Below are 26,463 nucleotides of genomic sequence, written 5' to 3' on the forward strand. Positions count from 1 at the left end.
CGGACTAAAATCCTCTTTTTTACTAAAATTGCAACGTTTTGAGGAATTTAACGTTTTTTTGACACATCTGGCTGCTTTGATGCTGCCGATTTTATGAGAAGTCACCGCTTAAACTTAAGCCGGCTTCCTTCTAGCTTGTGCCAAAACAATTACCACTAGCTGTAATCCAGCTTGTGATTACTTAATACTTTTTAACTTATCACATTGGTTCTGCTTTACGCCTGGTTTACATCAGTAAATCGGGTATTAAAAACAAACCTATTAAATATTATCAATATCAGAAATTTTACAATCTGACACAACTTTTCTCAGAAATCTTAAAATAAACTTGCAATAGAGCCTGCTCCAGTGGCAGACTTTTAAAGGGTAATTGTCAAACACCAAGGTAGTCCCATGACGACATCAACAACCATTAACAAAGGCGAGCCGCCTAATGATAATGGCTTGGCTTCGCAAGTTTTGCATCAAAAAGTTATCGGTTCACGTCGGTTTAGTAACTACTGGTGGGCAACTATCGTCACCTTGGGAGCTACAGGCTTCTTATTGGCTGGGATATCTAGTTACCTAAGAGTAAATTTACTCATAGTTACTGATCCAACTCAACTAGTATTTTTCCCCCAAGGTTTAGTGATGGGGTTGTATGGTGCGGCAGGCTTGCTTTTAGCTTCATACCTATGGATAGTAATTCTATTGGACGTGGGTGGCGGATACAACGAATTTAATCGGGAAACTGGCAAAATCAAAATTTTTCGTTGGGGATTTCCTGGTAAAAACCGCCGCATCGAAATTGACTGTAACACTCAAGATGTACAATCTGTACGAGCGCAAATCAAAGAGGGTTTGAATCCTGTTCGCGCCTTGTACTTGCGTGTTAAGGGACGGCGTGACATTCCCCTAACTAGAGTCGGACAACCCATGTCACTAACAGCGTTAGAGACGCAAGGCGCAGAATTAGCAAAATTTTTAGGAGTGCCTTTAGAAGGTTTGTAGGTAATTTAAGATTTGGGATCAAACACCAGAGTTTGGCAACTAGCAGTAAAAGTCAAAGAAATAACGAAAAAATCAGCTACTGGTGACCGAAAACAATATCTTTAACAGTGTCAGTTACACTTACAGAAGCTAAGATACTCTGGTTGAGTCTATAACTGGCGATGCGGTTAAAAATTTCTGAATTTTTAGTTGTGCTTGTGATTGTTGGTAGCTTGATAGTAGGCGGATGTTCTACACAGCAAGTAGCTTCTAATGCTTCTCCTCCTGATTCTACAGCTACAGAAGCAAGCACAAAAACAACAACAGAGACAACCACATCTGTATCTGAAGTTACAAAAGAGGCTGTTCCTGGAATGAACAATTTACCAAGACTTGAAGGCAAAGCCACTGTGGAGATGATAGTTAATGGCTCGCCGATCACAATCGAAGTAGACGGCACCAATGCCCCCATCACAGCTGGCAACTTTGTAGATTTAGTTAAACGTGGTGTATACGATGGAGTCGCCTTTCATCGAGTCATAGGCCCTCAGAGTAACCCGCCGCAAGATCCTTTTGTAGCTCAAGGTGGAGATCCTCAAAGCAAAGATCCCAAAGTTCCTGCACAACGATTGGGAACAGGTAATTTTGTCGATCCGAAAACAGGTAGTCCGCGCTATATACCCTTAGAAATAAAACCAAAAGGGGCAAAGGAGCCGATTTACGGTAAAACAATTACCGAAGCACCTGAGTTACCTCATAAACTCGGTGCGATCGCCATGGCGCGATCGCAGGTGCCAAATTCTGCTTCTTCTCAGTTTTACTTTGCTTTGGCAGACTTATCTTTCTTAGATGGTAACTATGCTGTATTTGGCAAGGTTACTAATGGTATGGAAGTAGTAAGTCAGATTAAACAAGGCGATCGCATTGAATCTGCGAAAGTTACCCAAGGTGGAGAAAATCTTAAAAACGGCGGACAGTAATTAGGAGGGGAGAGTGGGAGAGTGGGAGCAGAGGAGCTTCAGGAGCAGAGGGGAGGGAAGAAGAGAGCAGGGGGAGAAAGGGGAGAATCGTTATTCACGTTTACTCCCCCAGCTTCCCCAACTTCCCCAGTCTCCCCATCTCTCCTTGTCCCCTTGTCCCCTTGTCCCCCCATCCTCTTTCTCCGTGTCTCCCCGTCTCCCCGTCCCCGTGTCCTCTTTCTTTGCCCATTCCCCATTCCTAAAATTCAGAATTGGTAGAGGTTGTTGTTACTGGTATTAGTTTAATTTCTGCTTTAGGTAAAAGCCCAGAAGATAACTGGCAAAAATTAATAGCAGGAAAAACTGGTATTCAAATCCATCAGCCATTTCCAGAGCTAAACTTGCGTCCTCTTGGGTTGATTGGCAAGCAACCAGCGCAAGTAAAAAAATTAACTTCTTGGCTTGTTACTTCTGCTTTAAAAGATGCTGGTTTAGTTCCTCCTTTACCGGATTGTGCTGTTGTCATTGGATCTAGTCGCAGCCATCAAGCGGCGTGGGAAAAGATGGCACGGCAGATGTATGAAGAGGGGGGGAGAGGGGGAGAGAGGGAGAATCTATCAAAAATATTCCCCTTGTCCCCTTGTCGACGGACACTTTGCTCAACGGAGGGAACCTCCGCACGCAAGTGTCCTCCCCTTGTCCCCCTGTCCTCCTCCTTCCCGGTGTCTTTTGAAAATTGGTTAGATACCCTACCGCACATGAATGCGATCGCTGCGGCACGACAAATTGGTGCTACTGGAATTGTGCTGGCACCGATGGCAGCTTGTGCTACTGGTATTTGGGCGATCGCTCAAGCTGTCGAATTAATTAAAACTGGGCAAGTAGCGCGAGTTCTAGTTGGTGCAGTGGAAGCCGCTATTACACCCCTTACTATTACTGGCTTTGAGCAGATGGGTGCTTTGGCAAGCACAGGGGCTTATCCCTTTGATGTGCACCGTGAAGGTTTAGTTTTAGGAGAAGGGGGAGCTTTATTTGTTCTGGAGTCGGCAGAATTGGCAAGGCGACGCCAAGCAAAAGTGTACGCTCAAATCCTCGGCTTTGGTTTAACAGCAGATGCATTTCATCCAAATGCACCAGAACCAACAGGAAAAAGTGCGATCGCCGCAATTAAGCAATCTTTAGAACGCAGTAACCTGACAGTTAACAATATTGATTACATTCACGCTCATGGCACGGCTACGCAGATGAATGACCGAATAGAAAGTTTAGTTATACAACGGTTATTTCCTCAGGGTGTGGCAGTAAGTTCTACCAAAGGAGCAACAGGACATACATTAGGTGCGTCAGGAGCTTTGGGTGTAGCTTTTTCTTTAATGGCATTGCAGCAGCAAATTTTACCACCTACTGTAGGGCTGAGGGAACCAGAATTCGATTTGGATCTGGTGAGAGAGGCGCGTGAAGCTGAAATTCGACAAGTATTGTGTTTAAGTTTCGGATTTGGGGGACAAAACGGGGCGATCGCGTTGGGTTTATCTACAAAAGAATTAATGAATGGCATTGTGTTACCTTAGTATTACTTGTAAAACAAAGTGTTGAACAAGTTAAAAGGAAATCATCATCGTCATCCAAAAGCAATTAATTAACTCACAAATCAAGTCACCTCAAGTCTTCTTGATCGATCATGAGAATAACAATCGTGGTCTTACTGACACCCACGAGGCTCTAGAGTTAGCCCAGAAGGCAGAGCTTGACTTAGTTGTAGTCTCCGAAGGCAAAGATGCCCCAGTGGCAAAGATTCTCAACTATGGCAAGTTTCAATATCAAAAGAAAAAACGTCAGAAGCAGAGTGCTAGACCAACACTCAAGGAAGTTCGGCTGCGTCCAAATGTGGGTGTGGCTGATTACAACTTACGCATCAATCAAGCCATTGAGTGGTTGAGTAAAGGAAATTCAGTAAAGTTTGTCATTCGTTTGCGAGGTCGAGAACACCAAAATCGCAGTCATGCTGGAGAACTGCTAGACCGCATTGCAACTAATTTAAGTCCAGTGGGTAAAGTACTGTCGCTTGATAAACGCTCACTGATTGTTCAAGTTATTCCTGCCTAAATTAACTAGAAATCTCTTCAGGATTTCCCAACAAACGGATTAAGCTAAATGAGCGATTTGAGTATACCACTCAAATATTTAATCCGTATGTTTCTATGGGGCATTAGTGAAATAACCTACCATAACCTACTTGTTCACAACAACAGCCCAATAGAATATTTGCACTACGCGTTTGTTTTAGAAAAAATGGTGAGCTTGTGGCAACAGTAAATTACAAACAAACAGGGAAATATCTCCCACCTGAGATATTTATTTTGGGAATATGTTTTGTTCCTGGGGTAACTGAAATTAGCAGCGAACAGCTAACTGAAATAAGAACAGTTATCAAAAGTGATCGTTTGCTTCAGCATTATTTGGAGCAGAAAATTCTGATTATCAAAGATTGAGGATTTGTCTCCTCAAACTTTGTCAATCATTTTAAGTGCAAATCGATATTATAAATGCCAGTTCTAAGAACCTTACCCTGCACTAGTAATGGTTATCTTAGTAATCGATTAAATTAAACCTGAATAAAATTTGAGGCATTGCTTACTCATGGGCTTTAAGTACAAATGGAAGCATGGCTCTGTCCCTTCGCGCGACAAGGCAGCACGCAGCAAGTATCTCCTAGAAGAAGGGCAGTTTAATAACAAAAAAGACCAAAATTTAGCAGAGCAAGAAGCTCGCAAATACTTAGGTGTACCAGTGCGAATTCCAGATGATGATCGCTCCATACTGGGATATTCGCAAGATTGGTAGCGATCGCCTAATACCCTCTATCTTCTACCTACTACCTTTGCCAAAACTTGGGAAAATTGAAACTTCCAAAAGAGCGACGGTAACGGCGAGCAGGTTTTCTTGTCCGCCGCCTGGTATTTGTTGTCAAAGCAGGCTGTTCTGCTTCGGCGTTTTCTGTAAATTCTTCAGGGAGTTGAGTTCTATATTCTTCCTTGCTTTTCCACCAAGCAATCGTCCAACCTCCGCCTATACCAGCTAAGGAACCCAGTAAGATACTTACGGGTGCTTGATACCCCAACAGCACAAAGCCAAGCAAGAAAAATAACCAGTATTTTAAACCAGCATCAATACCCTCAGTAGAGGCTACAGAACCAGCCTTAGGACTACCTTGGCTAGCTGTAGCCATCCAGCCTATAGACAAACCACCTAAAACACCAAAGAAAAGGCTTTGAGATAGCGGGTATCCTAGCGCCAGTAATACTAGTGTTAAAAACAACCCAAACAGTAGTTGATTAAAAAAATTGGGCGAGATGGATAGGAAATTGCTGTTGTTCTTTTCTGGTGCCATGAGGTTAAGACTAGTAGCTAAAGATTTGCTTTAATTGTGCCTGTTGTGGTTGAGTAGTGTCCAAAATTTTAACTAATGATTTTTCTTTTTCAGTAAAAGGTTCTGCCGCATCTTGTTGAGATGCCAGTAAATCGGCAGTAGCATCAGCAATATCGCCACGGCGGTGTTGCAGTCGCTCTCTTATTACTTCTAACGGTGCTTGACAATAGAGAATTTGTAAAGGAATGTGCTTTTCTGTGGCTTGAGCGATCGCTTCTTGCCGCAATGCAGAACGGTCATACTTAGCATCCAAAATTACACTAAAACCTTGGGATGCCAGCATTATCCCCACTTCCAGTAGTTGGGCGTAGGTTTTCTGAGTCATTTCGGGAGTATACAAATCATCTCCACCACGTTGCATCAAGGGAATACCAGCCAAATGCTTCCTAACAGCATCAGAACGAAGATGAATTGCTCCCAACTGTCGAGCTAAATACCGTGCCGTTGTACTTTTGCCAGAACCAGACAACCCAGACATTAAAATTAATTGTCCTTGACGGGGTTTAGTATAATTCCAGGCTTGTTTGTAGTAACCAGCCGCAGTATTTGCCGCCTCTTGCTTAACTGGGGCTGGCACACCAGGATCGTCTAACAAAAACGAAGTTACCTTAGCTCGAACATAGGCTTGACGGCTTAAATACAAAGGCAGCAACTGTAAACCTTCCCAGTCTCCAGTTTGCTCGACATACGTATTCAAAAATGCATTACCCAAATCTTGACGCTGTCGCGCTTCCAAATCCATCACCGTAAACGCCACATCATACATGACATCGACAAAGCGAAACGGCTCATTAAACTCAATGCAGTCGAACAACAAAATTTTGTCTTGCCACAAAGCAATATTTCTCAGATGCAAATCGCCGTGACATTCTCGAATAAAATCACCAGACATCCGGCTTTCAAATAGCTCTCTACGCTCTATAAAAAACTTATCTGTATACTGCTTAGTTTCTTCAAACTGTACCTGCGTTTGCGGCCCATTAATATATTTTTCAGTTTGTTGATAATTCTCATCAAACGCCGCTCGAATTTGCGACACTTCACCAAAAGAACGAATGTAATCGTTGGTGGCAGTCTGAGCGTGGAATTGTGCCACTACCCGCCCCAATTCTTCTAAGTGAGACTCTTGTAACTTGCCTTGCTCAAACATTTCGCTCAATAGCGCTTCTTGAGGGAACTGGCGCATCTTCAGCACGTATTCTACCGCCTCTGTCTTTCCTCCCAGCTGGTATTGCCCTTCTACCAAAGTCACAGGCAATACTTCCAAATACAGTTCCCCCGCTCCTCGTTGATTCAAGCGCAACTCTTCCTCAGCAAAATGATGCCGCTTTTCCAACGTAGAGAAATCCAAAAAGCCAAAATTGACAGGCTTCTTCACCTTATAAGCAAAATCCCCAGTCAACAACACATAAGAAATATGCGTCTGTATCAATTGAATCGGTTCCTGCACTGGATGAGGATAAAATCCAGGCTGCAACATTTGCTCAATTAAAGGCGGAATAGCAGCTTCTGTCATTTCTTCTCTTTGTGTCCTTTGTGCTCTTTGTGGTTAAATCAATAAAAAACCAGGGCTTTACCCCTGGTCTCTTCAGCAATTTATCACAGATTTTAAGCAGTAGCTTCTGATTCTGTTCCCGTATCGGTGCTTTTTTGTGGAGGTAAAACACTGACAACCATTCGCGTTCCTTCATCCAACGCTGTTACACCAGACGGCAGTGCTATTTCACTGATATGTAGGTTGTCACCAATATCCATTTGAGAAACATCTACTTCAATGTAATCAGGAATATTCTGCGGATCGCAACGTACCTGCAATTGTGTAATCACAGGATCTAAAATCCCACCATTTTGTTTGACACCGATCGCATCTCCCACAAAATGTAAAGGTATTTCGACATCGGTGGGGCCATGTCCTGCTACAGCAAAAAAGCTGAGATGGTAAGGTGTACCCTTGGCTGGATGGGTTTGTACTTCCCGCAGCAAAGTTTTGCCCTGCCAAGGTGCATCAGTCACTTTTAAATCAATCAAAGTGTTGTTGACTGAAGCTTTTTTTAGCAAGCGCTCTACAACCTTAGCGTCAATGCTCAAGGCAATTGACTCTGTACCTTTATGACCGTATAAATTACCAGGTATTTGCCCAGAACGACGCAGAGCCTTTGGCTTGCTACCTTCTGGACGCTTTTGACATTCAACACTAAGTTCCATACTTCAACACTTCAAGATTCAAAAATTAAAATTTGTGAGAACACTCACACACAAAGGACACTTGGCTGCTACAGAAACCGTAATTGCCAGTGTCCTCCCCAAGTCCCAAGCTGGGATGAAAATAATAACGTATCCCCTACGCACTCAGCAACGAAGCAGGCGTACCGTCAGCGTGCAACAAAGCGCGTTTAGGGCCGTGAATGGGGTCTTCAACAATGATAGTTTGATCGCGGCTTGCTCCTAAAGAAACGATCGCGATCGGAACTTCCATTAATTCTGCCAAAAACTTCAGATAGTCCAGCGCTTGCCGTGGTAAGTCTTCTAAAGTACGGCAGTTGGCTGTGGATTGCTGCCATCCCGGCATAGACTTATAGATGGGACGACAACGGGCAAACTTACGAGCGCTGCTGGGAAAATGTTCGCAACGTTCCCCATCAATCTCATAAGCCACACAAACTTTGATTTCCTCCAGTTCATCGAGGACATCTAGTTTGGTAATTGCCAGACAATCCATGCCGTTGATCCGCACAGCATAACGACCGATAACGGCGTCAAACCAGCCACATCGGCGTTTGCGCCCGGTTGTTGTTCCAAATTCGGCACCGCGCGCACACAATAATTCTCCCACTTCCCCGTCCAATTCGGTGGGGAAAGGCCCCTCGCCTACACGTGTAGTGTAAGCTTTAGCTACTCCAATTACACGGTCAATCATTGTCGGCCCCAGCCCTGTACCGACACAAGCTCCTCCCGCCACCGGGTTAGATGAGGTGACATAGGGATAAGTACCGTGATCTAAATCGAGCAGAGTTCCTTGCGCTCCTTCAAACAAGATATTGCGCCGTCGTTGAATTGCATCGTATATTTTTAAAGAGGTATCAACGACGTGGGGACGCAGCCGTTCTGCATACCCTAGATACTCGTCTATTACCTTTTGCGGATCTAAAAGTGGTAGATTGTAAAGTTTTTCTAGAATGACGTTTTTATAATTGATCGTCCACTCTAACTGGTTACGCAGCCCTTCAGCGTCCATTAAATCTAACATCCTGATACCCGTCCGCTCTGATTTATCAGCATAGGTAGGGCCAATTCCCCGACCGGTTGTGCCAATTTTATGGCTACCCCGGCGTTCCTCCGATGCCTGGTCAATCAATCGATGATAGGGCATCGTCACATGGGCTGTTTCAGAAATAAACAGATTATCAGTGGAAATTCCTAGTTGTTTGAGCTGATCGAGTTCTGCGATTAAAACCTGTGGATCGATTACTGTCCCACAACCGATAATGCACTCCGTGTTCGGGTACAAGATACCAGAGGGAATCAAGTGCAGTTTAAAGGTCTGACCCTTAACGACAATTGTGTGTCCAGCGTTGACACCCCCTTGGTAACGCACTACAACATCTGCGGAGCGGCTGAGCAAGTCGGTTATTTTTCCTTTCCCTTCGTCGCCCCACTGGGCACCTATGACAATGACGTTAGCCAAGTGTTTATTCTAGAGAGCTACAGTTTCCACAAACAACCATTATGCGCATATTTGGTTATTTTTGTCAAGGTTGTGAATTAGCGATCGCTCTATAGCTGGTTGTTTTTACGACTATATGTAGAAGGCAGGAGGCAGAGAGAACTCTGAGCGGCGGCTTCCGCCGATCAGAAGTTCGGTAGGGCAGAGGACAAAGGGCAGAAGAAAAAGCTTATCTTATCTAGTTTCTGGCGATAAGCATTTAGGAAATTTAAAGTTCAGTGTAATATTAATTTCATCTAGATTTTATGGGTTATTATCGGCGACAAAAACCTTTATATAGTTTGAGCTAAATGCAGTAGTTAGATGCTCATCTATTTTCAAAAGCCTTAAAAACGTATTCATTATTCAATCAAAATTTTAGGTGATATCAAAATTTAAATCTGAAAGCTAAAGATTACACAGGTATCTTTACCGGAATTATCACCCAATGAAGCTATCAATTACACAAAAGCTGGCAGTAGGATTTGCAACTGCATTGGCAGTTGTAGTTGGAAATGCCATAGTCTCCTATTGGAACACTTTACAGCTGATTGATAATGAGCGATGGGTACAACATACTCACAAAGTGCTAACTCAACTTGAGAGTACACTCTCGACATTAGAAGATGCTGAAAATGGGCAGCGTGGCTATTTAATTACAGGAGATACAAGTTATTTAGAATCTTATTTTGACACAGATGGGGAAATAAATGAAAATCTCAAGAAACTGAGAGAATTAACCGCAGATAACCCCAACCAACAAGAGCGAATTTCTTTACTTGAGCAGAAAATAATCAAGAGATTAGAGCTACTCCAACAAGGACTTTCTTTGCGTCAACAACAAGGATTCACACCTGCACAAGAGTTAGTCATGTCTGGTAGGGGAAAAAGGGTAATGGATGAAATCCGCCAGATAATTAAGGAAATGCAGCAGGCGGAAAACTCACTATTAGAAAAACGAAGTCAACTGTCGCAAGCAAGTTCTCAACAGACAATTGCTACTTTCACTCTGGCTGCCATTTTGAATTTTGCGCTCATCGTTGCGCTTTACATATTTATCAGACGTTACATCAGCCAAAATCAAAAGTCACAGCAGGCGCTAAAAAATAGCGAACAACAATTTCGCGCTACATTTAATCAGGTTGCTGTCGGTATTGCTCATATCGCCCCCAATGGTAAATGGTTACTAGTAAATGAAAAGATTTGCGAGATTGTTGGTTACACTCGTGAGGAGTTACTCAACCTAACATTTCAAGATATTACTCATCCAGAGGATCTCAATGCTGATTTAGAGTATGTCCGGCAAATTTTAGCGAATAAAATTCAGACATACTCGATGGAGAAGCGTTACATCAAAAAAGATGGTGATCGCATTTGGGTAAATTTGACTGTATCCCTTGTACGCGAATCGAGTGGAGAGCCTAAATATTTTATTTCTGTTGTCGAAGACATTACAAAACGCAAACAGGCAGAACAAGCGCTGCAAATATCGCTCAAAGACTTGGCAGACATGAAGTTTGCTTTAGATCAAGCTGCAATTGTGGCATTCACCGATGCTCAAGGAAAAATCACATACGTCAACGATAAATTCTGCGAAATTTCTCAATATTCTAAAAAAGAACTTTTAGGGCAAAATCACCGCATTATTAATTCTGGCTATCACCCGCGAGAATTCTTTCATCAAATGTGGGCAACTATTACCAAAGGACAGGTGTGGAGAGGTGAAATCAAAAATCATTCCAAAAACGGCACATTTTACTGGGTGGATACAACAATTGTGCCTCTTTTAGATGCTCAAGGAAAACCCTTTGAATATGTAGCGATTCGTAGCGATATCACTCAGCGCAAAACTGCCCAAGAGAAAATCCAAGAGCAAGCACAGCTTTTAGATCAATCACAAGATGGGATTTTTGTCATAGATATGGCAGAATGCATCGTGTATTGGAATAAAAGTGCGGAAAATTTGTTTGGCTGGACAAATGCAGAAGCGATCGCAAAAAAAGCCAGCGAACTTGTCTTTAAAAATACTTCTCCCCAATTGCAAGAAGTACAAGAAACTATTGCTCAATCTGGCACCTGGCAAGGCGAGTTATATCTGGTAAAAAAAGACGGCAAAGAAATCATCGTCGATAGCGGTTGGACATTGGTACGAAATGACAAGCAGGAACCGAAATCAATCCTAATTGTCAATACTGATATTACAGAAAAGAAAAAACTGGAAGCCCAATTCTTACGCGCTCAACGCTTAGAAAGCATTGGCACCCTAGCAGGTGGTATTGCCCACGATCTCAACAACGTACTAGCACCAGTTTTGATGTCTGTACAGCTGTTGCGGATGAAATTCCCCGAACCGCAGAATCAGCAACTACTAACATTGATGGAAGATAGTGTCAAACGCGGGGCGAATTTGGTGAAGCAGGTATTATCTTTTGCCCGTGGCTTGTCAGGCGATCGCACTATTTTGCAACTCAAGCATATCATTCGAGAAATTGAGCAGATTATCAAAGAGACATTTCCCAAATCGATTGAATTGCAAACAGATTTACCAAAAGACCTTTGGACTGTTTATGGCGATGCTACTCAAATCCATCAGGTATTAATGAATTTAGTAGTTAATGCTAATGATGCCATGCCTAAGGTTGGAGTACTCAAAATTGTTGCTGAAAATGTGGTACTTGATGAACAATACGCCAAAATGCATATTGATGCCCAAGCGGGGACTTATACAGTCATTACAGTCGAGGATACTGGCATAGGTATGCCGCCAGAAGTCCAAGAACGGATTTTTGAGCCATTTTTCACTACCAAAGAAGTAAGTAAAGGCACGGGGTTAGGTCTTTCTACAGTAATTGGCATTGTCAAAAATCACGGTGGATTTGTCAATGTCTATAGTGAAGTGGGTAAAGGCACAAAATTTCAAATTTACTTCCCAGCATCAGAGGGTAATGAAACTCAGCAATCTGCCCAAGAGAGAGAAGAACTTACAGGAAATGGTGAGTTGATATTGGTAGTAGATGATGAAGTTACTATTCGTGAAATTACTAAATCTTCTTTAGAAGCATACAACTACCGCGTCATTACTGCCAGCGATGGTGTAGAAGCAGTAACAATATATGCACAGCAATGGCAGGAAATTAGTATAGTTTTGCTGGATATGATGATGCCAGCAATGGATGGAGCGATCGCCATCCGCACGTTAGAAAAAATTAATCCTGATGTCAAAATTATTGCTACTAGCGGACTGCTGTCACAGCAAACAATAGCCGAATCACAAGGCACAGGAGTAAAAGCATTCTTATCAAAACCTTGTACGGCGAAAGAATTATTACTGGCAATTAGTGCAGTTAACAAAAGGGTACTGGGTACTGGTGATTAGGGACTGGGAAGAAGACGCGGAGACAACCAGACGCGGTGACGCGGGGAAAGAGGACGAGAAGAATACCCTCGTTACCAGGTTGAACCTGGTAACAAGAAAAATCTAAAATTTCTAGTCCCTAGTCCCTAGCCTCTAGCCCCTAGCCCCTATTTTCAAGAAAAGCTCACAAAAAATTCATCCAAGTGTCGGTTGTTTTTTTATTTGTTACTGTTAATAATAATTAACATTTATTCCTAGAAAGATTACTATGGCTTTATACGCAGAATTACACAGGCATCTGGGTGGTTCGGTTGTACCGCGAGTTCTGTGGCGATATTTTGAACGCCATTCTTCGGAACTAATTTCTCGGTTTGCTGACTATCCCGAATTTGAAGAGTTTTACACGCGCCCTCGCAACACATTAGATGAGTATCTAGAGTTGCACACCCTTGTGGAAAGCGTGCAAACAGTGGAAACTTTGCCTTACTTTATCTATCGCTTACTTCGGGGTGCTTACATTTTTGAAAATTTAGCGTATCTGGAACTACGTTACACCCCTTATTTGCGAACACCCGAACATCTCAGTCAATCTCAGAGAATTGACAAAATGGCGGAAATTGTTGATGTGGTAGGTAGGGCAAGCAAAATCTCAGAATACCCAATTGTTACCAGTCAAATTTTGTGTATGCACTCCCGCCTACCCTACGAGGTAAATAAGGCGATTGTTGATCTCGCAGCACAAAGCAGACAGTATGTTTGTGCAGTAGATATTGCTGGCGGGGATAGCTACTATCGCGATCGCCTCAAAGAATGGATCGAGTTATATGAGTATGCCTTATCTTTGGGAATTAATACCACAGGACATCTTTACGAAACCACTGCTGGCTTTTACCCAGAACTTCTACCATATTTAATGCGGATTGGTCACGGTATCCAAATACCCCTGTTGTATCCCGAATTACTCCCAGATTTGGCTAAACGAAACCAGTGTTTGGAAGTTTGTCCTACAACCTACCTAAAAACTGGTACGTTACAGGATATCCGCCAACTAAAGTTAGTTTTTGACCGTTGTTTCAATGCCGGAGTAGATATTGCCATTTGTACTGACAACGCTGGATTGCACAATGTCCGTCTGCCATTTGAGTACGAAAATCTCTTGACATACGACATTATCAATTTTGAACAGCTCCAGGCTTGTCAGGATGCTGCTTTTCGTCATGCTTTCGCTTGGCCTTACAGTCAACGTCCAGCATCTCTGTTAAATGGTTTACTCAAGCCTCAATCAGCCCAAATTCTAGCGATGAAAACAAATTAATCATCGCCAAACATGAGACACTTAATCAGAATACAAAAATGTTGCAGTAAGTGAATTTTTATTATTTTTATTCAAGTATTTGATGGAAATGCATACTGAGCTACAAACAGCCGCTTGGCTGCTAGCACAATATGTATTTCCCTTCAATCAAGTGAGTTTGATTCGCAAGATTACAGCTATAGACCTTAACAAGAACAGTACTGCACAACGTGCAGTACATCAATACGAAGCCAGTACTTAATAATTAGATTTCTTCTGTTGCACCTCCAACAGATTTCCAAGCAGCAAGCCCACCTTTAAGTTCGGTTACGTGAGAAAAACCTGCTTCTCGCAATGTATTTACAGCTTGGGCAGTTTCTGTATCATTCTCACCATAAACGAAAATGTCGCGCTTAGTGTGAAAACTCGATTTAGCACGTTCTGCTAAATCTTTTATAGGTAATGATACTGCTCCGGTAATATGACCTTTATTGTAGCTATGGCGATCGCGTACATCCAGGATTGTAAAACCCGGTTGACCCCATTCTAAACGCGATTTTAGGTCATGGGCAATAGAATCAATCATATAGCCACCTCTTGATACTTTTTGCTCGGTTATTTGCCGCTTTTCGCCTCAACAGCAATCTACCAAAAATTTGATTTTCATAGAGCTTTTTTTAAAAATAATAAATATTTTTTCAAAGTTTAAATTGCTTTATACCCTCGTTACTAGGTTGAACCTGGTAACGAGAACTAGTGGTAACGAGAACTAGAGCTTCTGGCTATCTCAATTTCAGAGTAAAAGATATGAAGTTATGTATATTAACTTCATGAAATTTGTTTAAATAATACAGTGGTTGCTTTCTCGCCTACACTGGACTGTATGGTATCTACGATACAAGCTTTACCAACAGAAGTCGTACATTTAATCGCGGCTGGAGAGGTAATTGACTCTTTAGCTTCTGTAGTGCGGGAATTGGCAGAAAATTCCATAGATGCTGGTGCAACGCGGATTGTAGTTGCGATGTGGCCAGAACAGTGGCGCGTGCGGGTAACAGATAATGGTTGTGGAATGAACCTAGAGGACTTGCAGCGAGCTGCATCAGCCCACAGCACAAGTAAAATCCGTATCTGTGCAGATTTATGGAAAATTACTAGTTTGGGATTTCGTGGTGAAGCGCTGCACAGTTTAACAACTTTGGCTGATTTAGAAATTTTGAGTCGCCCAGCCCCTTCTGTGGAAGGTGGGGTTTGCGGTTGGCGAGTAGTCTATGGCTATACAGGAGAAGTAGTACATTTAGAGGCAGCAGCGATCGCTCCTGGTACGGTTGTCACAGTCTCCAACCTTTTTGGTAATTGCCTGGGGAGGCGTCAAGGCTTACCCTCAACGGCACAGCAAATGAGAGCGGTGCAAACCACAATCCAACAAATCGCCTTATGCCATCCCCACATTGCTTGGCAAGTTTGGCAAAATGACCGTGAGTGGTTTACCATCTCCCCAGCCTCAACGATGGGACAACTAATACCGCAAATTCTTCATCAGGTGCGAGCGAGCGATTTGCAAGAGTTGCAGGTAGAAATACCTGAAAAAGAGTCACAAGCTAATGATTCAAAGCTGAATTTGGTAATCGGATTACCCGATCGCGCTTCACGCCATCGCCCGGATTGGCTGCGAGTCGCTGTCAACGGACGGATGGTAAAAACATCGGAACTAGAGCAAACTATTTTAGGGGCATTTCACAGAACATTACCGCGCGATCGCTATCCCATTTGTTGCCTGCATCTATTGATACATCCAGGACATATTAACTGGAACCGTAACCCAGCGAAAACAGAAATTTACCTCAACGATGTGAATTACTGGCAACAGCAAATTAGTCAGGCAATTGAACAAGCACTCCGCATTAATTCTGCCACCGTTAAAGAAGTAGTTCATACCAGTCGAGTTGGGAAATTAATCAAAGCTGCCGAAGAAAAAAGTAATTACAATATCAACCCTTCCCAGCCAGATGAACCAAATCAAACCTCCCACTACTTAACAGCAGTCGGTCAAGTTAATAACACCTACATTGTTGCCGAACATCCAGGTGGTTTGTGGTTAGTAGAACAGCACATTGCTCATGAGCGAGTTTTGTACGAGCAATTATGCGATCACTGGCAAATCGTTCCCGTCGAGCCGCCGATAATTCTGTATCAATTATCGCCAGCCCAAGTATCTCAACTGCAACGCATCGGTTTAGACATAGAACCCTTCGGCGAACAACTTTGGGCAGTTCGCAGCCTACCCGCACTGTTGCAACAGCGAGATGACTGTGCAGACGCAATTTTAGAACTGAGTTGGGGAGGTGACTTACAAACAGCGCAAGTAGCTGTTGCCTGTCGCAGTGCCATCCGCAACGGTACACCTCTGAGCTTACCAGAAATGCAGACACTACTAAATGACTGGCAGCGTACTCGCAATCCCCGCACTTGTCCCCACGGACGCCCAATTTATTTGTCTCTGGAGGAGTCAGCCTTAGCGCGGTTTTTCCGGCGTCATTGGGTGATTGGTAAAAGTCATGGGATTTAAACTACAGGTCTAGAAAGTCTAATACGGTATCGAGATTTGATACGGACAATTATTACGAAGTCTTGTAGACTATGAATATAGATAAGACTTGTAAATCTCCAATGGTTTTGAATAAATGAAAAATGATATTTCCTAACCCACCTATTACTGAAGCAATCTTCGATATAACAGTTAATCTTCGTGATAGTTTTAATCATGAAATTTTACTAACTTTTCACGAAGAAGTCAAAGAGTCTTTTCCTAATATTCAAAAAAGAATGGCATTTCAAGGAGGTATTGAATTAAAACTAGATAATCTTGATGAGATACATCCTCAATTACTTCCTATATCTAATAAACCAGAGGGATATATTTTTGTTTCTCAAGATGAAAAAAGAGTTGTCCAAGCTAGATTAAATGGATTTACCTTTAGTAGGTTAAAACCCTACGAAAGTTGGGAAAGTTTCTACACAGAAGCAAATCAGCTTTGGGAAAAATATGCTCAATTAACATCTCCTGTTAAAGTCACTCGTCTTGCTCTAAGATATATCAACCAAATTTTGATACCAGCTACAGGAACTGTAGAGTTAAAAAATTATATAAAAACAGTACCAGAGATATCGAATGATTTATCGGTAATAATGGAAGACTATTTCATGCGAATAATTGTAGCCCATGCAGATTATCGACCATCAAAAGCAATTATTAATCAAACAATAGGTCAAGTTACCGAAAATGAAAAGGGTGAGAGAGTAGTTCCTTTGATATTTGATATAGATGTTTTTCAACAAGTCAATCTTCAGCATGATGATGAAGAAATTAAAAATATTTTTGAATTAAATTTGCGAAGTTTTAGAGACGAAATATTTTTTAAGAGCATTACCGATCAAACAAAGGAGCTTTTCAAATGAGTAAATTACTTGCTCCAGATAAAGATCAGATTTTGGATTTTACTACTAGCAGTGGTAGTAGTCAAGAATACTATAAAATATTTAGAAAGGCACAACAAGCTCAAAAACATAAGCTAGAACCAATAGCATGGAAATACAATACGTCCTTTTACTTGTTCTCCAATCTAGATATTTCTGACTTTGAGAATAGAGTAGAAGAGATTCGAGATGAAATTATGGAAGGTCATCTTAGACTTTCTAAAGAAGACATAAACTTCCTGAAGAAGGATATTAAAAAATTGGATGTTTTTCAACTTATAACTGTGACACGACTTCTGGGGCCTCTTTTAGAAAGTGAAGACCATTCTCAGGATGCAGCTTCCATAATAAGTGTTCTTCTACAGCATCCTGCCGACGAAGTGAGATATGCTGCTTTAGAGGCAATAAGTTTTGCTTTAGGAGAAGTTTCTATTGCTGAAAAAATACTTGCAGAAGCCAAGAATTTACTTAAAAATGAAGAAAGTACATTTGTACGTGAATACTTGGAGTCTCTATAAGGTGTGAGTGAATTACCTTACTACAGGAGTGTTAAAAGCCTTGCGATCTGGAAAGCAGGTAAACAACAGAAGGCGATTCTATCTTCAGAACACGCTGAACGATACCTGAGAGATATTAAGGAGGGAAAAGGTTTTCCCTCATTATGGCTACCTTCTTCTCCTGAAGATTTAGAGAAAATTTCATTAGGAATCCTTCTGAGAAAAGGGCATCTCGATACTGTAAACTTAGTTGGTTTAAATGAATCCTGCTTTAGAAATGTAGGAATTGAAGTGAGCAAGGTCGAAGTTTTTAATTTCCCTATACCTACAGTAGGCCACTTACACTATGAATTGTGTACTACTGATGATAATAAGTTAACAGCAGCTATAGAAATTTTCCTTAAATGTAATGGTAACTTTGCAGATTTTATTAAGTCAGACCCAAACAAAATTAATATGCGTAAAATAGCTGCAAAGTATATAGATGAAGTTAGTGAATCATATAAACAGAAAGCTCAAGAGTGGGCTAAACAATACCTACAGTGAAAGTTTTATAAGGAAGTTCACAATATTTTTTTGCAAATAGTACGCTGTTTTAGACTATAAAAGCTGGCAGAAGCTAAGGCTAGGGGAGATAAGCAAGCGGCAAGGGAGCATTACAAGGGACTGAAGGCTGTCTATAAGCGTCTTCCAGAGTTGGAATATTTGGATTTAACATCTCCTTTTCCGTATAGTTCGACTAGTGCGACTATTTAGTCATAACTAGGGTATTGACTTAGAGCGTACTCTAACTTGTAGAGTTTTTTCATGACTAGGGAATTAACCATCCAACAAGTTGCAGAGGCAACAGGTTTAAGCGTCCACGCTTTACGATACTACGAAAAAGTTGGGCTTTTGGCTCCGATTCAACGGGCAGCCAACGGGCATAGGCGATATTCTGTTGAGGATGTTGCTTGGTTGGAATTCCTAGTGCGACTGCGAACAACAGGGATGTCGATTCAACAAGTTCTTGCCTTTGCAAATCTAGTTCGTGAAAATCCTCATGATGTCAGAGAAAGACGCCTGCTTTTGGAGGCACACCGCGACAAAGTTAAGCAAAATCTTGAAGAATTGGCTCATCACCTACAGGTGATTGAGTTGAAAATTGAACACTATCAAGAACTAGAAGCAAAGGGAGAAAGCGATCGCAACTGTATTTTCTGGAATGACTATCTGAAACAAGCGTTAGAGTCTGAAGCCTAATGAAATAAATAGCAAGGAGACTATCAATGCGATTCCAAAATAAGGTTGTCCTCGTGACTGGGGGCAATTCTGGGATTGGTTGTGCCAGCGCGATCGCTTTTGGCAGAGAAGGCGCAAAAGTTGCGATCGCAGCTAGACGCGAGCAAGAAGGACAAGAAATCGTTCGGCTGATTCAGGAAACTGGTGGTGAAGCTACATTTATTCAAACGGATGTTTCTAGAAGTGAAGAAATCACAAGGCTCATCTCTAAAACTATTGAAATTTACGGTAGATTAGACTGTGCTTTTAACAACGCTGGAACGGAAGGTGTTTTTGCTCCCATGCTGGAGCTCAAGGAAGAGGATTGGGATAGAACGATCGCTGTCAACCTGAAAGCAGTCTGGCTATGCATGAAGCATGAAATTGAGGCATTTCTGAAACAGGGTTCGGGTGGGGTAATTGTGAACACTTCTTCCTGGCTAGCAGTTGGCGCATTGGTGGGTTCGACTATTTATTCCGCTAGCAAAGCTGGAATTGATGGGTTAATGCGATCGGCAGCTCTTGAATTTGCTCAATTTGGTATCCGTATAAACAACATTAATCCTGGCATTATAGATACACCAATGCTGCGTCGGTTTGGTAATGATGAGGCGTTTCTCAAGCCTTTTATTGCCCATACTCCCATGCAACGTTTGGGAACCCCACAAGAAGTTGCCGAAACTGTTCTTTGGCTATGTTCAGACGCTGCTTCATTTATGAACGGTCAAAGTATTTTAGTTGATGGTGGGTGGACTATTCCAGGTATAAGAAATTGGTTGCAAGAATTAAATGAAAATAGGGGCTAGGGAAGAGGTTTGATGCTGTCTTGTTGGTTACTAGAAGAAACAATGTAGTTGATAGTGATTAATTAATTTCATGCTGAAGAAATTCCTTTATACGACTGCAATTGTAGTGTTTACCTTTGGCTCAGTTCAGTCCTTAGCTGCGCCCGTCGTGCGCGTGCTAGCCCCTATCGAACTACCTTCTAATTTTCAATATCCAAATGGAATTACACGCGCCAGCAACGGTACTTTGTACGTTGGTTCAGTAACAAGCGGACGAATACTGCGTATCAATCCTCAAGGCAAAATAGAAACCTTCTTTGCCGGAAGTGACCAAGTGTTTGCTGCCAATGCTCTGCGGCTAGATGAACGGCGAGGAATCCTTTGGGGAACTTCTTCCGACTTTCTGGGAGTTCGCACTCCAAATGGTGAAACTATCCGTCGCCCACATCGGATTTTTGCTATTGATACGCGCACGGGTAAAATTTTGCGTGTCATATTAATGCCCGATGGTGGTTTTGGTAACGATATTGCACTCGATGAAGATGGCGGCGTTTATGTCACAGACAGTTCGCGCCCGCGCATCCACTATCTCGCGCCTGGAGCAACTCAACTCCAGATTTGGGCAGAAGACAGACGCTTTAGCTCCAAAGAAATAGGACTTGCTGGTATTGCGCGTAGATCTGATGGTACAACCATCGTCGGTTTGTTCTCTGCTGGAGAATTACTGAAAGTGATACCTCAGCCCCCAGGTGGTGTGAAAGTTGAGCCTATACCCCTTGTACGCAAGTTGGAAAATCCTGACGGGATGCAGTTCGCGTCTGATGGGCGTTTGCTTGTCACGGAAGGTGCGATCAAGAGCGGTAACGGCAGCCTCCTACGCATTGATGCACTTTCCCCTGGCACTCAACCCAAATCTATAGAAACCTTGGCTCGTGGTATGGAGTCACCCGTTAACTTAACTGTGAGCGATCGCGAGATCTGGGTTACGGAAGCACGCATTCGCCACCGTCTTGTTCCTGGGCGGGAAAAACAAATCCCCGATCGCTTCTTCATCCGTCGTTTCACGCTGTCACGTTAAGTTGTTGCGTCTTTTAGGATGCCTACAAACTCTGCCCAACAACATTTTCTGTCACCACAGGTTTGTGAAAAGAACAAGCGATCGCCAATTCTGCATGACGCACGAGTGTATCTTTGTCAAGGGAAGACACTAAATATTGCGGAGTTATTGCCAAGAGGCTATCAATTCGCATTCTGGCTGCTTCGATAATGCGTTCTTCAAGACTACCGTTACTCAAAGAATTGACAAAATCTTGAGCGATCGCAAAGGTGCGTTCTAAGGAAGATGAAGGCAGGTTGCGGGAGACAATGAACAAATCGCAGCCGGCGTTAAATGTCCGCGCCACAGTTCCACTTTTGGCATACATATCTGAGACAGCCTTCATATCCAAATCATCAGATACGATTACACCCTCAAACCCTAGTTCCTTTCTGAGTATGCCGTTGAGAATCGGCTGCGAGAGTGTTGCTGGTACGTCAGGATCTATATTGGGAAATAAAATATGGGCAGTCATAATCATCGGCACTTGTTCGTCAATGAGAACTTTGAACGGGATCAGTTCTCGATTTCGCAATTCTTCGATAGTTAAATTCAGTGTCGGTAGTTCCAAGTGAGAGTCTGTGCTGGTGTCTCCATGTCCGGGAAAATGTTTTGCACAACCAATAATTCCTGACTCATGCAATCCTAGATAGTAGTCACGCGCTCCAATTGCCGCAGTTTCAGGAGTAGTGCCAAATGCACGAGGCCCGATAATTGGGTTGTTGGGATTAGAAAAAATATCTGCCACCGGTGCCCAAGATACGTTGATTCCCAATGACTTTAGTTCTAGTGCTGCTGCTGTTGCAACCTCACGCGATCGCCCTCCCAACAAAAAAGCATGGGGAAATCGAGTTATGGGTAAATAGGGGCGATGAATGGTTCCTCCTTCATGATCGATAGTTATAAACATTGAGTCACGTTCGGCGTACTGCCGAATCTGATCGATCAGATTCTGATAAATTAGCAGCCAATCTTCATAATGGCTGCCATAACGAAAGTTTTTAGCATATAAAACAACCCCTACAGGTTTTAATTCGTTTAATATACGCTTGTCATCATCATTTAGAGTAGTACCGGAAATACCAACAATCAGGTGATGTCCAAAGCTTTGAATAGCTTCTGCTCCTGCCATTATCTGCTCCTTATAGCTGATGCTGTTAAAAATAAGGTTTTTCCTATCAAATATCTAAATTATGCAATTTTTATTTCAAAGATAGATAGAGCCAGCCTAAATTAAGTTAAACACTTACAAAGGCTTTTTCAGCTTGCAAATTCAAAATTTACCACAAGCGATCACAAGCTCATATTTTGCAACTTCTGCAAATCTATTAATTTACTGTAACAAATTATTTGCTGTTATAAATTTTGTAAAATTTAGCGAATTAATAAGAATCAAATTATATACTTTTGAGTTACTCTACATCTTCAAAAGTTTAAATATTTAAAAATCCTCTCAATAATTTTTAAATTTTCTATAGAATATACCTTGAGCTAGATGCATAAAAATTTGATAATTGCCACTAACTTTTAAACTTAAATTTTTTATAAAAGACACAAATAATGTACAGTCTAGATGCAAAAATCTTTTAGTCAACAACGGCTAAAGCAAGTTTTGTAAATGAATAGTCTTAATTTTTACATTGTAGATGTGTTTGCCGAATCAAAATATACTGGTAATCAGTTAGCTGTATTCACAAATGCAGCAGATATTACATCAGAGCAAATGCAAGTTATTGCCAAAGAAATTAATTATTCAGAGACAACATTCTTGACTTCAATTGAGCAAAAAGCTGGTGGTTATGACGTTAGGATATTTACACCTAAGCAAGAACTTCCCTTTGCTGGTCATCCAACCTTAGGTACAGCCTATGTTCTGCAAAGGGAAATTATTAAACATCCAGTTCCCAAAATATTTTTAAATTTAAAAGTTGGACAAATACCCGTCACTGTTGAGTATGCTGATCATGCTGTCGAATATATGTGGATGCAGCAAAAAGCGCCAACTTTTCATCAAATCCTAGCGGCAGAAACTATTGCTGAAATCCTCAAAATCCAGGCAGACGAAATAGATTCTCGTTTTCCAATTCAAGAAGTTTCAACTGGAGTACCATTTATTATTGTTCCTCTCAAGACTCTGGAAACAGTAAAAAGAATTAAAGTAAATCAAGATAAATATTTTCAGCTCATTAATACCACAGATGCTAAATGCATTCTTGCTTTTTGCTCGGAAACTTATCATCCCAACAATCAGCTCAATGTACGAGTTTTTTGTGATTATCTGGGTATACCAGAAGACCCGGCAACTGGTAGCGCCAATGGATGTTTGGCAGGATATTTAGCTGAATATTCCTACTTCGGCAAACAGAAAATCAGCGTGCGAGTCGAACAGGGATATGAAATCAAAAGACCTTCTTTACTGCTACTAGAAGCAGAAAAAAAAGATACAGCTATAGAGGTGTACGTGGGAGGAAAGGTAATAATGGTTGCCAGAGGTGAGTTTGTGTGACAAATGTGGGGTTTAAAATTCTACTAAAAGCAGTGCTTAACCATCGGGCTGACTCACCGCTGTTTGGGTGTCTACAAAGGAGGAGAAGCGTCGCACGGCGAAGCTCTCTGCCCTCGGCTTTTTTACAATCATCTGTCATCGACTGCAAATGTAACGGTTTGCAAAGTATAATGAGTACGGCAAAACCATTAAGAAATATTGAAGAGCAGTAAGGTTAAATGCGAGTAGCGATCGCCGGAGCAGGACTAGCAGGACTTTCCTGTGCTAAATATCTCACAGATGCAGGTTATACACCCATTGTCTTGGAAAGCCGGGACGTATTGGGGGGTTTAGTAGCAGCTTGGCAAGATCAAGACGGCGACTGGTACGAAACTGGGCTGCACGTCTTTTTTGGGGCTTATCCCAATATGTTGCAGCTACTCAAAGAACTGGGTATTGAAGACCGTTTGCAGTGGAAAAAACACACAATGATCTTCAACCAACCCGAAAAACCAGGAACTTATAGTAGATTTGATTTTCCGGATTTGCCAGCGCCTTTAAACGGCATTGTGGCAATTTTACGGAACAATGATATGCTCACCTGGGGTGAAAAAATCCAGCTAGCAAAGGGATTAGTTCCAGCTATGCTCCGGGGACAAAAGTATGTAGAGTCAACAGACCAATATACTTTTTCAAAATGGTTGAAGTTACAAGGTGTAAATGATGAGGTACAACAAGACATTTTTATTGCTGCCTCAAAGTCACTGAATTTCATTAATCCGGATGAAATCTCAGCTGTAGTGTTGCTGACTGCTCTGAGTCACTTTCTCCAAGAAAAAGATGGCTCTAAAATGGCTTTTTTGGATGGTTCTCCAACAGAGCGATTGTGCCAACCATTGGTAGATTATATTACAGCCCACGGTGGGGAAGTACGGTTAAATGCACCTTTAAAAGAAATTTTGCTCAACGCAGATGGAACAGTGAAGGGATTCTTGATCAGGGGGTTAAATGGCGCACCAGATGAAGTTTTAACTGCCGATGCTTACGTCTCGGCTATGTCAGTAGACGTGATCAAGGTAATGTTACCCGCTCCTTGGAAGCAACAACCATTCTTCCAAAAGCTAGAAGGGTTAGAAGGCGTACCCGTGATAAACTTGCAGTTGTGGTTTGACCGCAAACTTACAGACATAGACCAGCTGCTATTTTCGCGATCGCCTCTACTCAGCGTATATGCTGATATGAGCAACACCTGTCGTGGATATGCCGATCCAGATCGCTCGATGTTGGAATTGGTACTAGCTCCGGCAGAAGATTGGATTGAAAAATCCAATGAGGAGATTTTGCAGGCAACCCTTGCCGAGTTGCAGAAACTCTTCCCTGTTCATTTTAGTGGAGATAATCCAGCTAAATTATTGAAGTATCACATCGTCAAAACGCCGCGTTCAGTTTACAAAGCAACGCCTGGTCGCCAACAGTACCGTCCTTCCCAGCAAACTCCGATTAGCAACTTCTATCTGAGTGGTAGTTACACAATGCAACCTTATCTCGGTAGTATGGAAGGTGCCGTACTTTCCGGTAAGCTAACAGCACAAGCGATCTCTGCGAGAAGCCCTTCGGGCGTCTACGCTGAAGCAGACTCGGCGGCAAATTCATTAAAAGAGCAAACGCAAACCCCTCAGCCTGCAACGAATGCTGCAACTGCCTGATTCCCCTCCGCGCATGAAACTGCCGGTCTCTGTGGAAGAGTCCTATCAACTTTGCCGTAAAATCACAGCAAAGTACGCCAAAACATTTTATCTTGGCACTTTGTTGATGACTAAAGCAAAGCGTCCTGCCATTTGGGCCATTTACGCTTGGTGTCGCCGTACAGACGAGCTAGTAGATGGCCCAGCAGCTGCTATTACTACACCAGAAACTTTAGACAAATGGGAGCAGCAACTGGAATCCATTTTTGCGGGATACCCAGTAGATAGTTTTGATGTAGCCCTAGTGGATACCCTCCAGCGCTTTCCGATGGATATTCAACCTTTTCGGGATATGATCGCCGGACAGCGCATGGACTTATACCGCAGTCGCTACGAAAACTTTGAGGAGCTATACCTGTACTGTTATCGCGTCGCCGGCACGGTAGGGTTGATGTCCACGGCTGTAATGGGAGTAGACACCCAGCAAAATACTGCCCCTTGGAATTACTATCAACCAGCTTATATCCCTACCGAAGAAGCGATCGCCTTAGGAATTGCCAGCCAACTTACTAATATTCTTCGAGATGTCGGTGAGGATGCTCGGCGAGGGCGAATTTATCTTCCCCTAGCGGACTTGGCACAATTCAACTACACCGAACAAGACTTGTTCAAAGGTGTGGTGGATGAGCGCTGGCGTTCTTTAATGCGCTTTCAAATTGAGCGCACCCGCCAATTCTACAGCAAGGCAGAAAAGGGTATTAGCTATCTATCTCCTGATGCCCGATTGCCTGTGTGGGCAGCTCTAATGCACTACAGTAAAATTTTGGAGAAAATCGAACGCAACGACTACAATGTATTTGATCGGCGTGCCTGCGTGCCGCAGTGGCAAAAATTACGTAGCTTGCCACTAGCTTGGTTGCGAGCACAAGTGCTATAGAGTTTAGTCATTAGTCATTAGTCATTCGTCATTAGTAAATCAGCAGTCAACGACCAACAAATGAGAAATGACCAGTGACCAATGACTCAGAATTCCAAATTACTATTGACTTACACTTGACCATTTGCTAATATCTTTATTTGTGACCTGGAGAGATGGCTGAGTGGTCGAAAGCGGCAGATTGCTAATCTGTTGTACGGTTCGTAAGGCCGTACCGAGGGTTCGAATCCCTCTCTCTCCGTATATAAAGACGCGATAATAATCGCGTCTTTATTTTTTAGAAAATCTTACTGAGAGCAGCTGGGAGTATAACCCAACACGTTTCGCGTTTTCTTAGTGGCAACAACGTAAATAAATATTACTTTTTTGATACCCATTTTTTGTCAGTGGGGTGATTTTGTACTAAGAGGCTATTTCAAGCTTGTTCCCTCAACCCTATTCCCTGCTCTAGAGCAAATATGTAACCTCCTTTTACTCCGTAAGGAGGATGCTATCATTTATATGCTTTCAAGCCATTTATGTTTGAACCTA

General features: G+C 42.3%; 25 protein-coding genes and 1 tRNA gene. 20 read left to right on the forward strand and 6 right to left on the reverse strand.

What is annotated here, in order from left to right:
* Positions 1-393 precede the first annotated feature (393 nt).
* From UYC_RS0117815 to UYC_RS0117845, 6 genes are all read left to right on the forward strand, one after another.
* Complete coding sequence (locus UYC_RS0117815; RefSeq protein ID WP_016875963.1) at positions 394-990, forward strand: photosystem I assembly protein Ycf4; 597 nt, start codon at positions 394-396, stop codon at positions 988-990.
* A gap of 161 nt (positions 991-1,151) precedes the next feature.
* Complete coding sequence (locus UYC_RS0117820) at positions 1,152-1,949, forward strand: peptidylprolyl isomerase (protein ID WP_016875962.1); 798 nt, start codon at positions 1,152-1,154, stop codon at positions 1,947-1,949.
* Positions 1,950-2,200: 251 nt separating this feature from the next.
* Positions 2,201-3,499 carry a beta-ketoacyl-ACP synthase gene (locus UYC_RS0117830; RefSeq protein WP_016875960.1) on the forward strand — a complete coding sequence of 433 codons (1,299 nt, stop codon included), beginning with the start codon at positions 2,201-2,203 and terminating at the stop codon, positions 3,497-3,499.
* A gap of 67 nt (positions 3,500-3,566) precedes the next feature.
* Positions 3,567-4,034 carry a translation initiation factor IF-3 gene (infC, locus tag UYC_RS0117835; RefSeq protein WP_268744644.1) on the forward strand — a complete coding sequence of 156 codons (468 nt, stop codon included), beginning with the start codon at positions 3,567-3,569 and terminating at the stop codon, positions 4,032-4,034.
* A 197-nt stretch (positions 4,035-4,231) separates the two neighbouring features.
* Positions 4,232-4,420 (forward strand): hypothetical protein, encoded by a 189-nt coding sequence (locus tag UYC_RS0117840; RefSeq protein WP_016875958.1) that lies wholly within the window; start codon positions 4,232-4,234, stop codon positions 4,418-4,420.
* A gap of 148 nt (positions 4,421-4,568) precedes the next feature.
* The gene (locus UYC_RS0117845) at positions 4,569-4,772 is read left to right on the forward strand and encodes a hypothetical protein (RefSeq protein ID WP_016875957.1); all 204 of its coding nucleotides are present in this window, start codon (positions 4,569-4,571) and stop codon (positions 4,770-4,772) included.
* A gap of 31 nt (positions 4,773-4,803) precedes the next feature.
* On the opposite strand, the gene UYC_RS0117850 is transcribed toward UYC_RS0117845, so the two are convergent.
* The 4 genes from UYC_RS0117850 to UYC_RS0117865 form a co-directional block, all read right to left on the reverse strand.
* Complete coding sequence (locus tag UYC_RS0117850; RefSeq protein ID WP_016875956.1) at positions 4,804-5,319, reverse strand: hypothetical protein; 516 nt, start codon at positions 5,317-5,319, stop codon at positions 4,804-4,806.
* 10 nt (positions 5,320-5,329) lie between these two features.
* On the reverse strand, positions 5,330-6,874 hold the full coding sequence (locus UYC_RS0117855; RefSeq protein ID WP_016875955.1) for a bifunctional aminoglycoside phosphotransferase/ATP-binding protein: 1,545 nt from the start codon (positions 6,872-6,874) through the stop codon (positions 5,330-5,332).
* Positions 6,875-6,966: 92 nt separating this feature from the next.
* On the reverse strand, positions 6,967-7,563 hold the full coding sequence (locus UYC_RS0117860; RefSeq protein ID WP_016875954.1) for a 50S ribosomal protein L25/general stress protein Ctc: 597 nt from the start codon (positions 7,561-7,563) through the stop codon (positions 6,967-6,969).
* Between the two features lie 136 nt (positions 7,564-7,699).
* Positions 7,700-9,043: an adenylosuccinate synthase gene (locus UYC_RS0117865; protein ID WP_016875953.1), complete on the reverse strand. Its 1,344-nt coding sequence runs from the start codon at positions 9,041-9,043 to the stop codon at positions 7,700-7,702.
* Positions 9,044-9,509: 466 nt separating this feature from the next.
* On the opposite strand from UYC_RS0117865, the gene UYC_RS0117870 reads away from it, so the two are divergent.
* The 3 genes from UYC_RS0117870 (at position 9,510) to UYC_RS38950 (ending at position 13,972) form a co-directional block, all read left to right on the forward strand.
* Positions 9,510-12,437 carry a PAS domain S-box protein gene (locus tag UYC_RS0117870; RefSeq protein ID WP_016875952.1) on the forward strand — a complete coding sequence of 976 codons (2,928 nt, stop codon included), beginning with the start codon at positions 9,510-9,512 and terminating at the stop codon, positions 12,435-12,437.
* Between the two features lie 247 nt (positions 12,438-12,684).
* Positions 12,685-13,731 carry an adenosine deaminase gene (locus tag UYC_RS0117875; RefSeq protein ID WP_016875951.1) on the forward strand — a complete coding sequence of 349 codons (1,047 nt, stop codon included), beginning with the start codon at positions 12,685-12,687 and terminating at the stop codon, positions 13,729-13,731.
* Positions 13,732-13,813: 82 nt separating this feature from the next.
* Entirely contained in the window at positions 13,814-13,972 is a 159-nt protein-coding gene (locus tag UYC_RS38950; RefSeq protein ID WP_016875950.1) for a hypothetical protein, read from the forward strand.
* A 3-nt stretch (positions 13,973-13,975) separates the two neighbouring features.
* On the opposite strand, the gene UYC_RS0117885 is transcribed toward UYC_RS38950, so the two are convergent.
* Positions 13,976-14,296, reverse strand: a complete 321-nt coding sequence (locus UYC_RS0117885; RefSeq protein WP_016875949.1) for a rhodanese-like domain-containing protein — start codon at positions 14,294-14,296, stop codon at positions 13,976-13,978.
* 297 nt (positions 14,297-14,593) lie between these two features.
* Between UYC_RS0117885 and mutL the strand changes: the two genes are divergently transcribed.
* From mutL to UYC_RS0117920, 7 genes are all read left to right on the forward strand, one after another.
* On the forward strand, positions 14,594-16,279 hold the full coding sequence (gene mutL / locus UYC_RS0117890; RefSeq protein ID WP_016875948.1) for a DNA mismatch repair endonuclease MutL: 1,686 nt from the start codon (positions 14,594-14,596) through the stop codon (positions 16,277-16,279).
* Between the two features lie 122 nt (positions 16,280-16,401).
* Complete coding sequence (locus UYC_RS0117895; RefSeq protein ID WP_016875947.1) at positions 16,402-17,169, forward strand: TIGR04255 family protein; 768 nt, start codon at positions 16,402-16,404, stop codon at positions 17,167-17,169.
* Positions 17,166-17,705, forward strand: a complete 540-nt coding sequence (locus UYC_RS0117900; RefSeq protein WP_016875946.1) for a hypothetical protein — start codon at positions 17,166-17,168, stop codon at positions 17,703-17,705. The genes UYC_RS0117895 and UYC_RS0117900 overlap by 4 nt, the downstream gene beginning before the upstream one ends.
* A 3-nt stretch (positions 17,706-17,708) precedes the next feature.
* Positions 17,709-18,230, forward strand: coding sequence for a hypothetical protein (locus UYC_RS0117905; RefSeq protein ID WP_016875945.1), 522 nt, complete (start codon positions 17,709-17,711; stop codon positions 18,228-18,230).
* A gap of 261 nt (positions 18,231-18,491) precedes the next feature.
* Positions 18,492-18,926 (forward strand): MerR family transcriptional regulator, encoded by a 435-nt coding sequence (locus UYC_RS0117910; protein ID WP_016875944.1) that lies wholly within the window; start codon positions 18,492-18,494, stop codon positions 18,924-18,926.
* Positions 18,927-18,952: 26 nt separating this feature from the next.
* Positions 18,953-19,750 (forward strand): glucose 1-dehydrogenase, encoded by a 798-nt coding sequence (locus tag UYC_RS0117915; protein WP_016875943.1) that lies wholly within the window; start codon positions 18,953-18,955, stop codon positions 19,748-19,750.
* Between the two features lie 70 nt (positions 19,751-19,820).
* The gene (locus tag UYC_RS0117920; protein ID WP_016875942.1) at positions 19,821-20,807 is read left to right on the forward strand and encodes a Vgb family protein; all 987 of its coding nucleotides are present in this window, start codon (positions 19,821-19,823) and stop codon (positions 20,805-20,807) included.
* Between the two features lie 22 nt (positions 20,808-20,829).
* On the opposite strand, the gene UYC_RS0117925 is transcribed toward UYC_RS0117920, so the two are convergent.
* On the reverse strand, positions 20,830-21,957 hold the full coding sequence (locus UYC_RS0117925; RefSeq protein WP_016875941.1) for a glycoside hydrolase family 3 N-terminal domain-containing protein: 1,128 nt from the start codon (positions 21,955-21,957) through the stop codon (positions 20,830-20,832).
* A gap of 486 nt (positions 21,958-22,443) precedes the next feature.
* Here UYC_RS0117925 and UYC_RS0117930 point away from each other — a divergent pair, with 486 nt between their 5' ends.
* The 4 genes from UYC_RS0117930 to UYC_RS0117945 all read left to right on the forward strand — a co-directional run bounded on the left by UYC_RS0117930 (position 22,444) and on the right by UYC_RS0117945 (position 26,173).
* Entirely contained in the window at positions 22,444-23,331 is an 888-nt protein-coding gene (locus UYC_RS0117930) for a PhzF family phenazine biosynthesis protein (RefSeq protein WP_016875940.1), read from the forward strand.
* Positions 23,332-23,549: 218 nt separating this feature from the next.
* Positions 23,550-25,016, forward strand: a complete 1,467-nt coding sequence (gene pds / locus UYC_RS0117935) for a 15-cis-phytoene desaturase (RefSeq protein WP_016875939.1) — start codon at positions 23,550-23,552, stop codon at positions 25,014-25,016.
* Positions 25,000-25,932, forward strand: coding sequence for a 15-cis-phytoene synthase CrtB (gene crtB / locus UYC_RS0117940; protein WP_016875938.1), 933 nt, complete (start codon positions 25,000-25,002; stop codon positions 25,930-25,932). Before pds ends, crtB begins: the two co-directional genes overlap by 17 nt.
* Before the next feature lie 149 nt (positions 25,933-26,081).
* Positions 26,082-26,173: transfer RNA gene (locus UYC_RS0117945), tRNA-Ser, on the forward strand.
* The last annotated feature ends 290 nt before the right edge of the window (positions 26,174-26,463 follow it).

It is taken from the genome of Chlorogloeopsis fritschii PCC 6912 (assembly GCF_000317285.1).
GTDB classification, from domain to species: domain Bacteria; phylum Cyanobacteriota; class Cyanobacteriia; order Cyanobacteriales; family Nostocaceae; genus Chlorogloeopsis; species Chlorogloeopsis fritschii.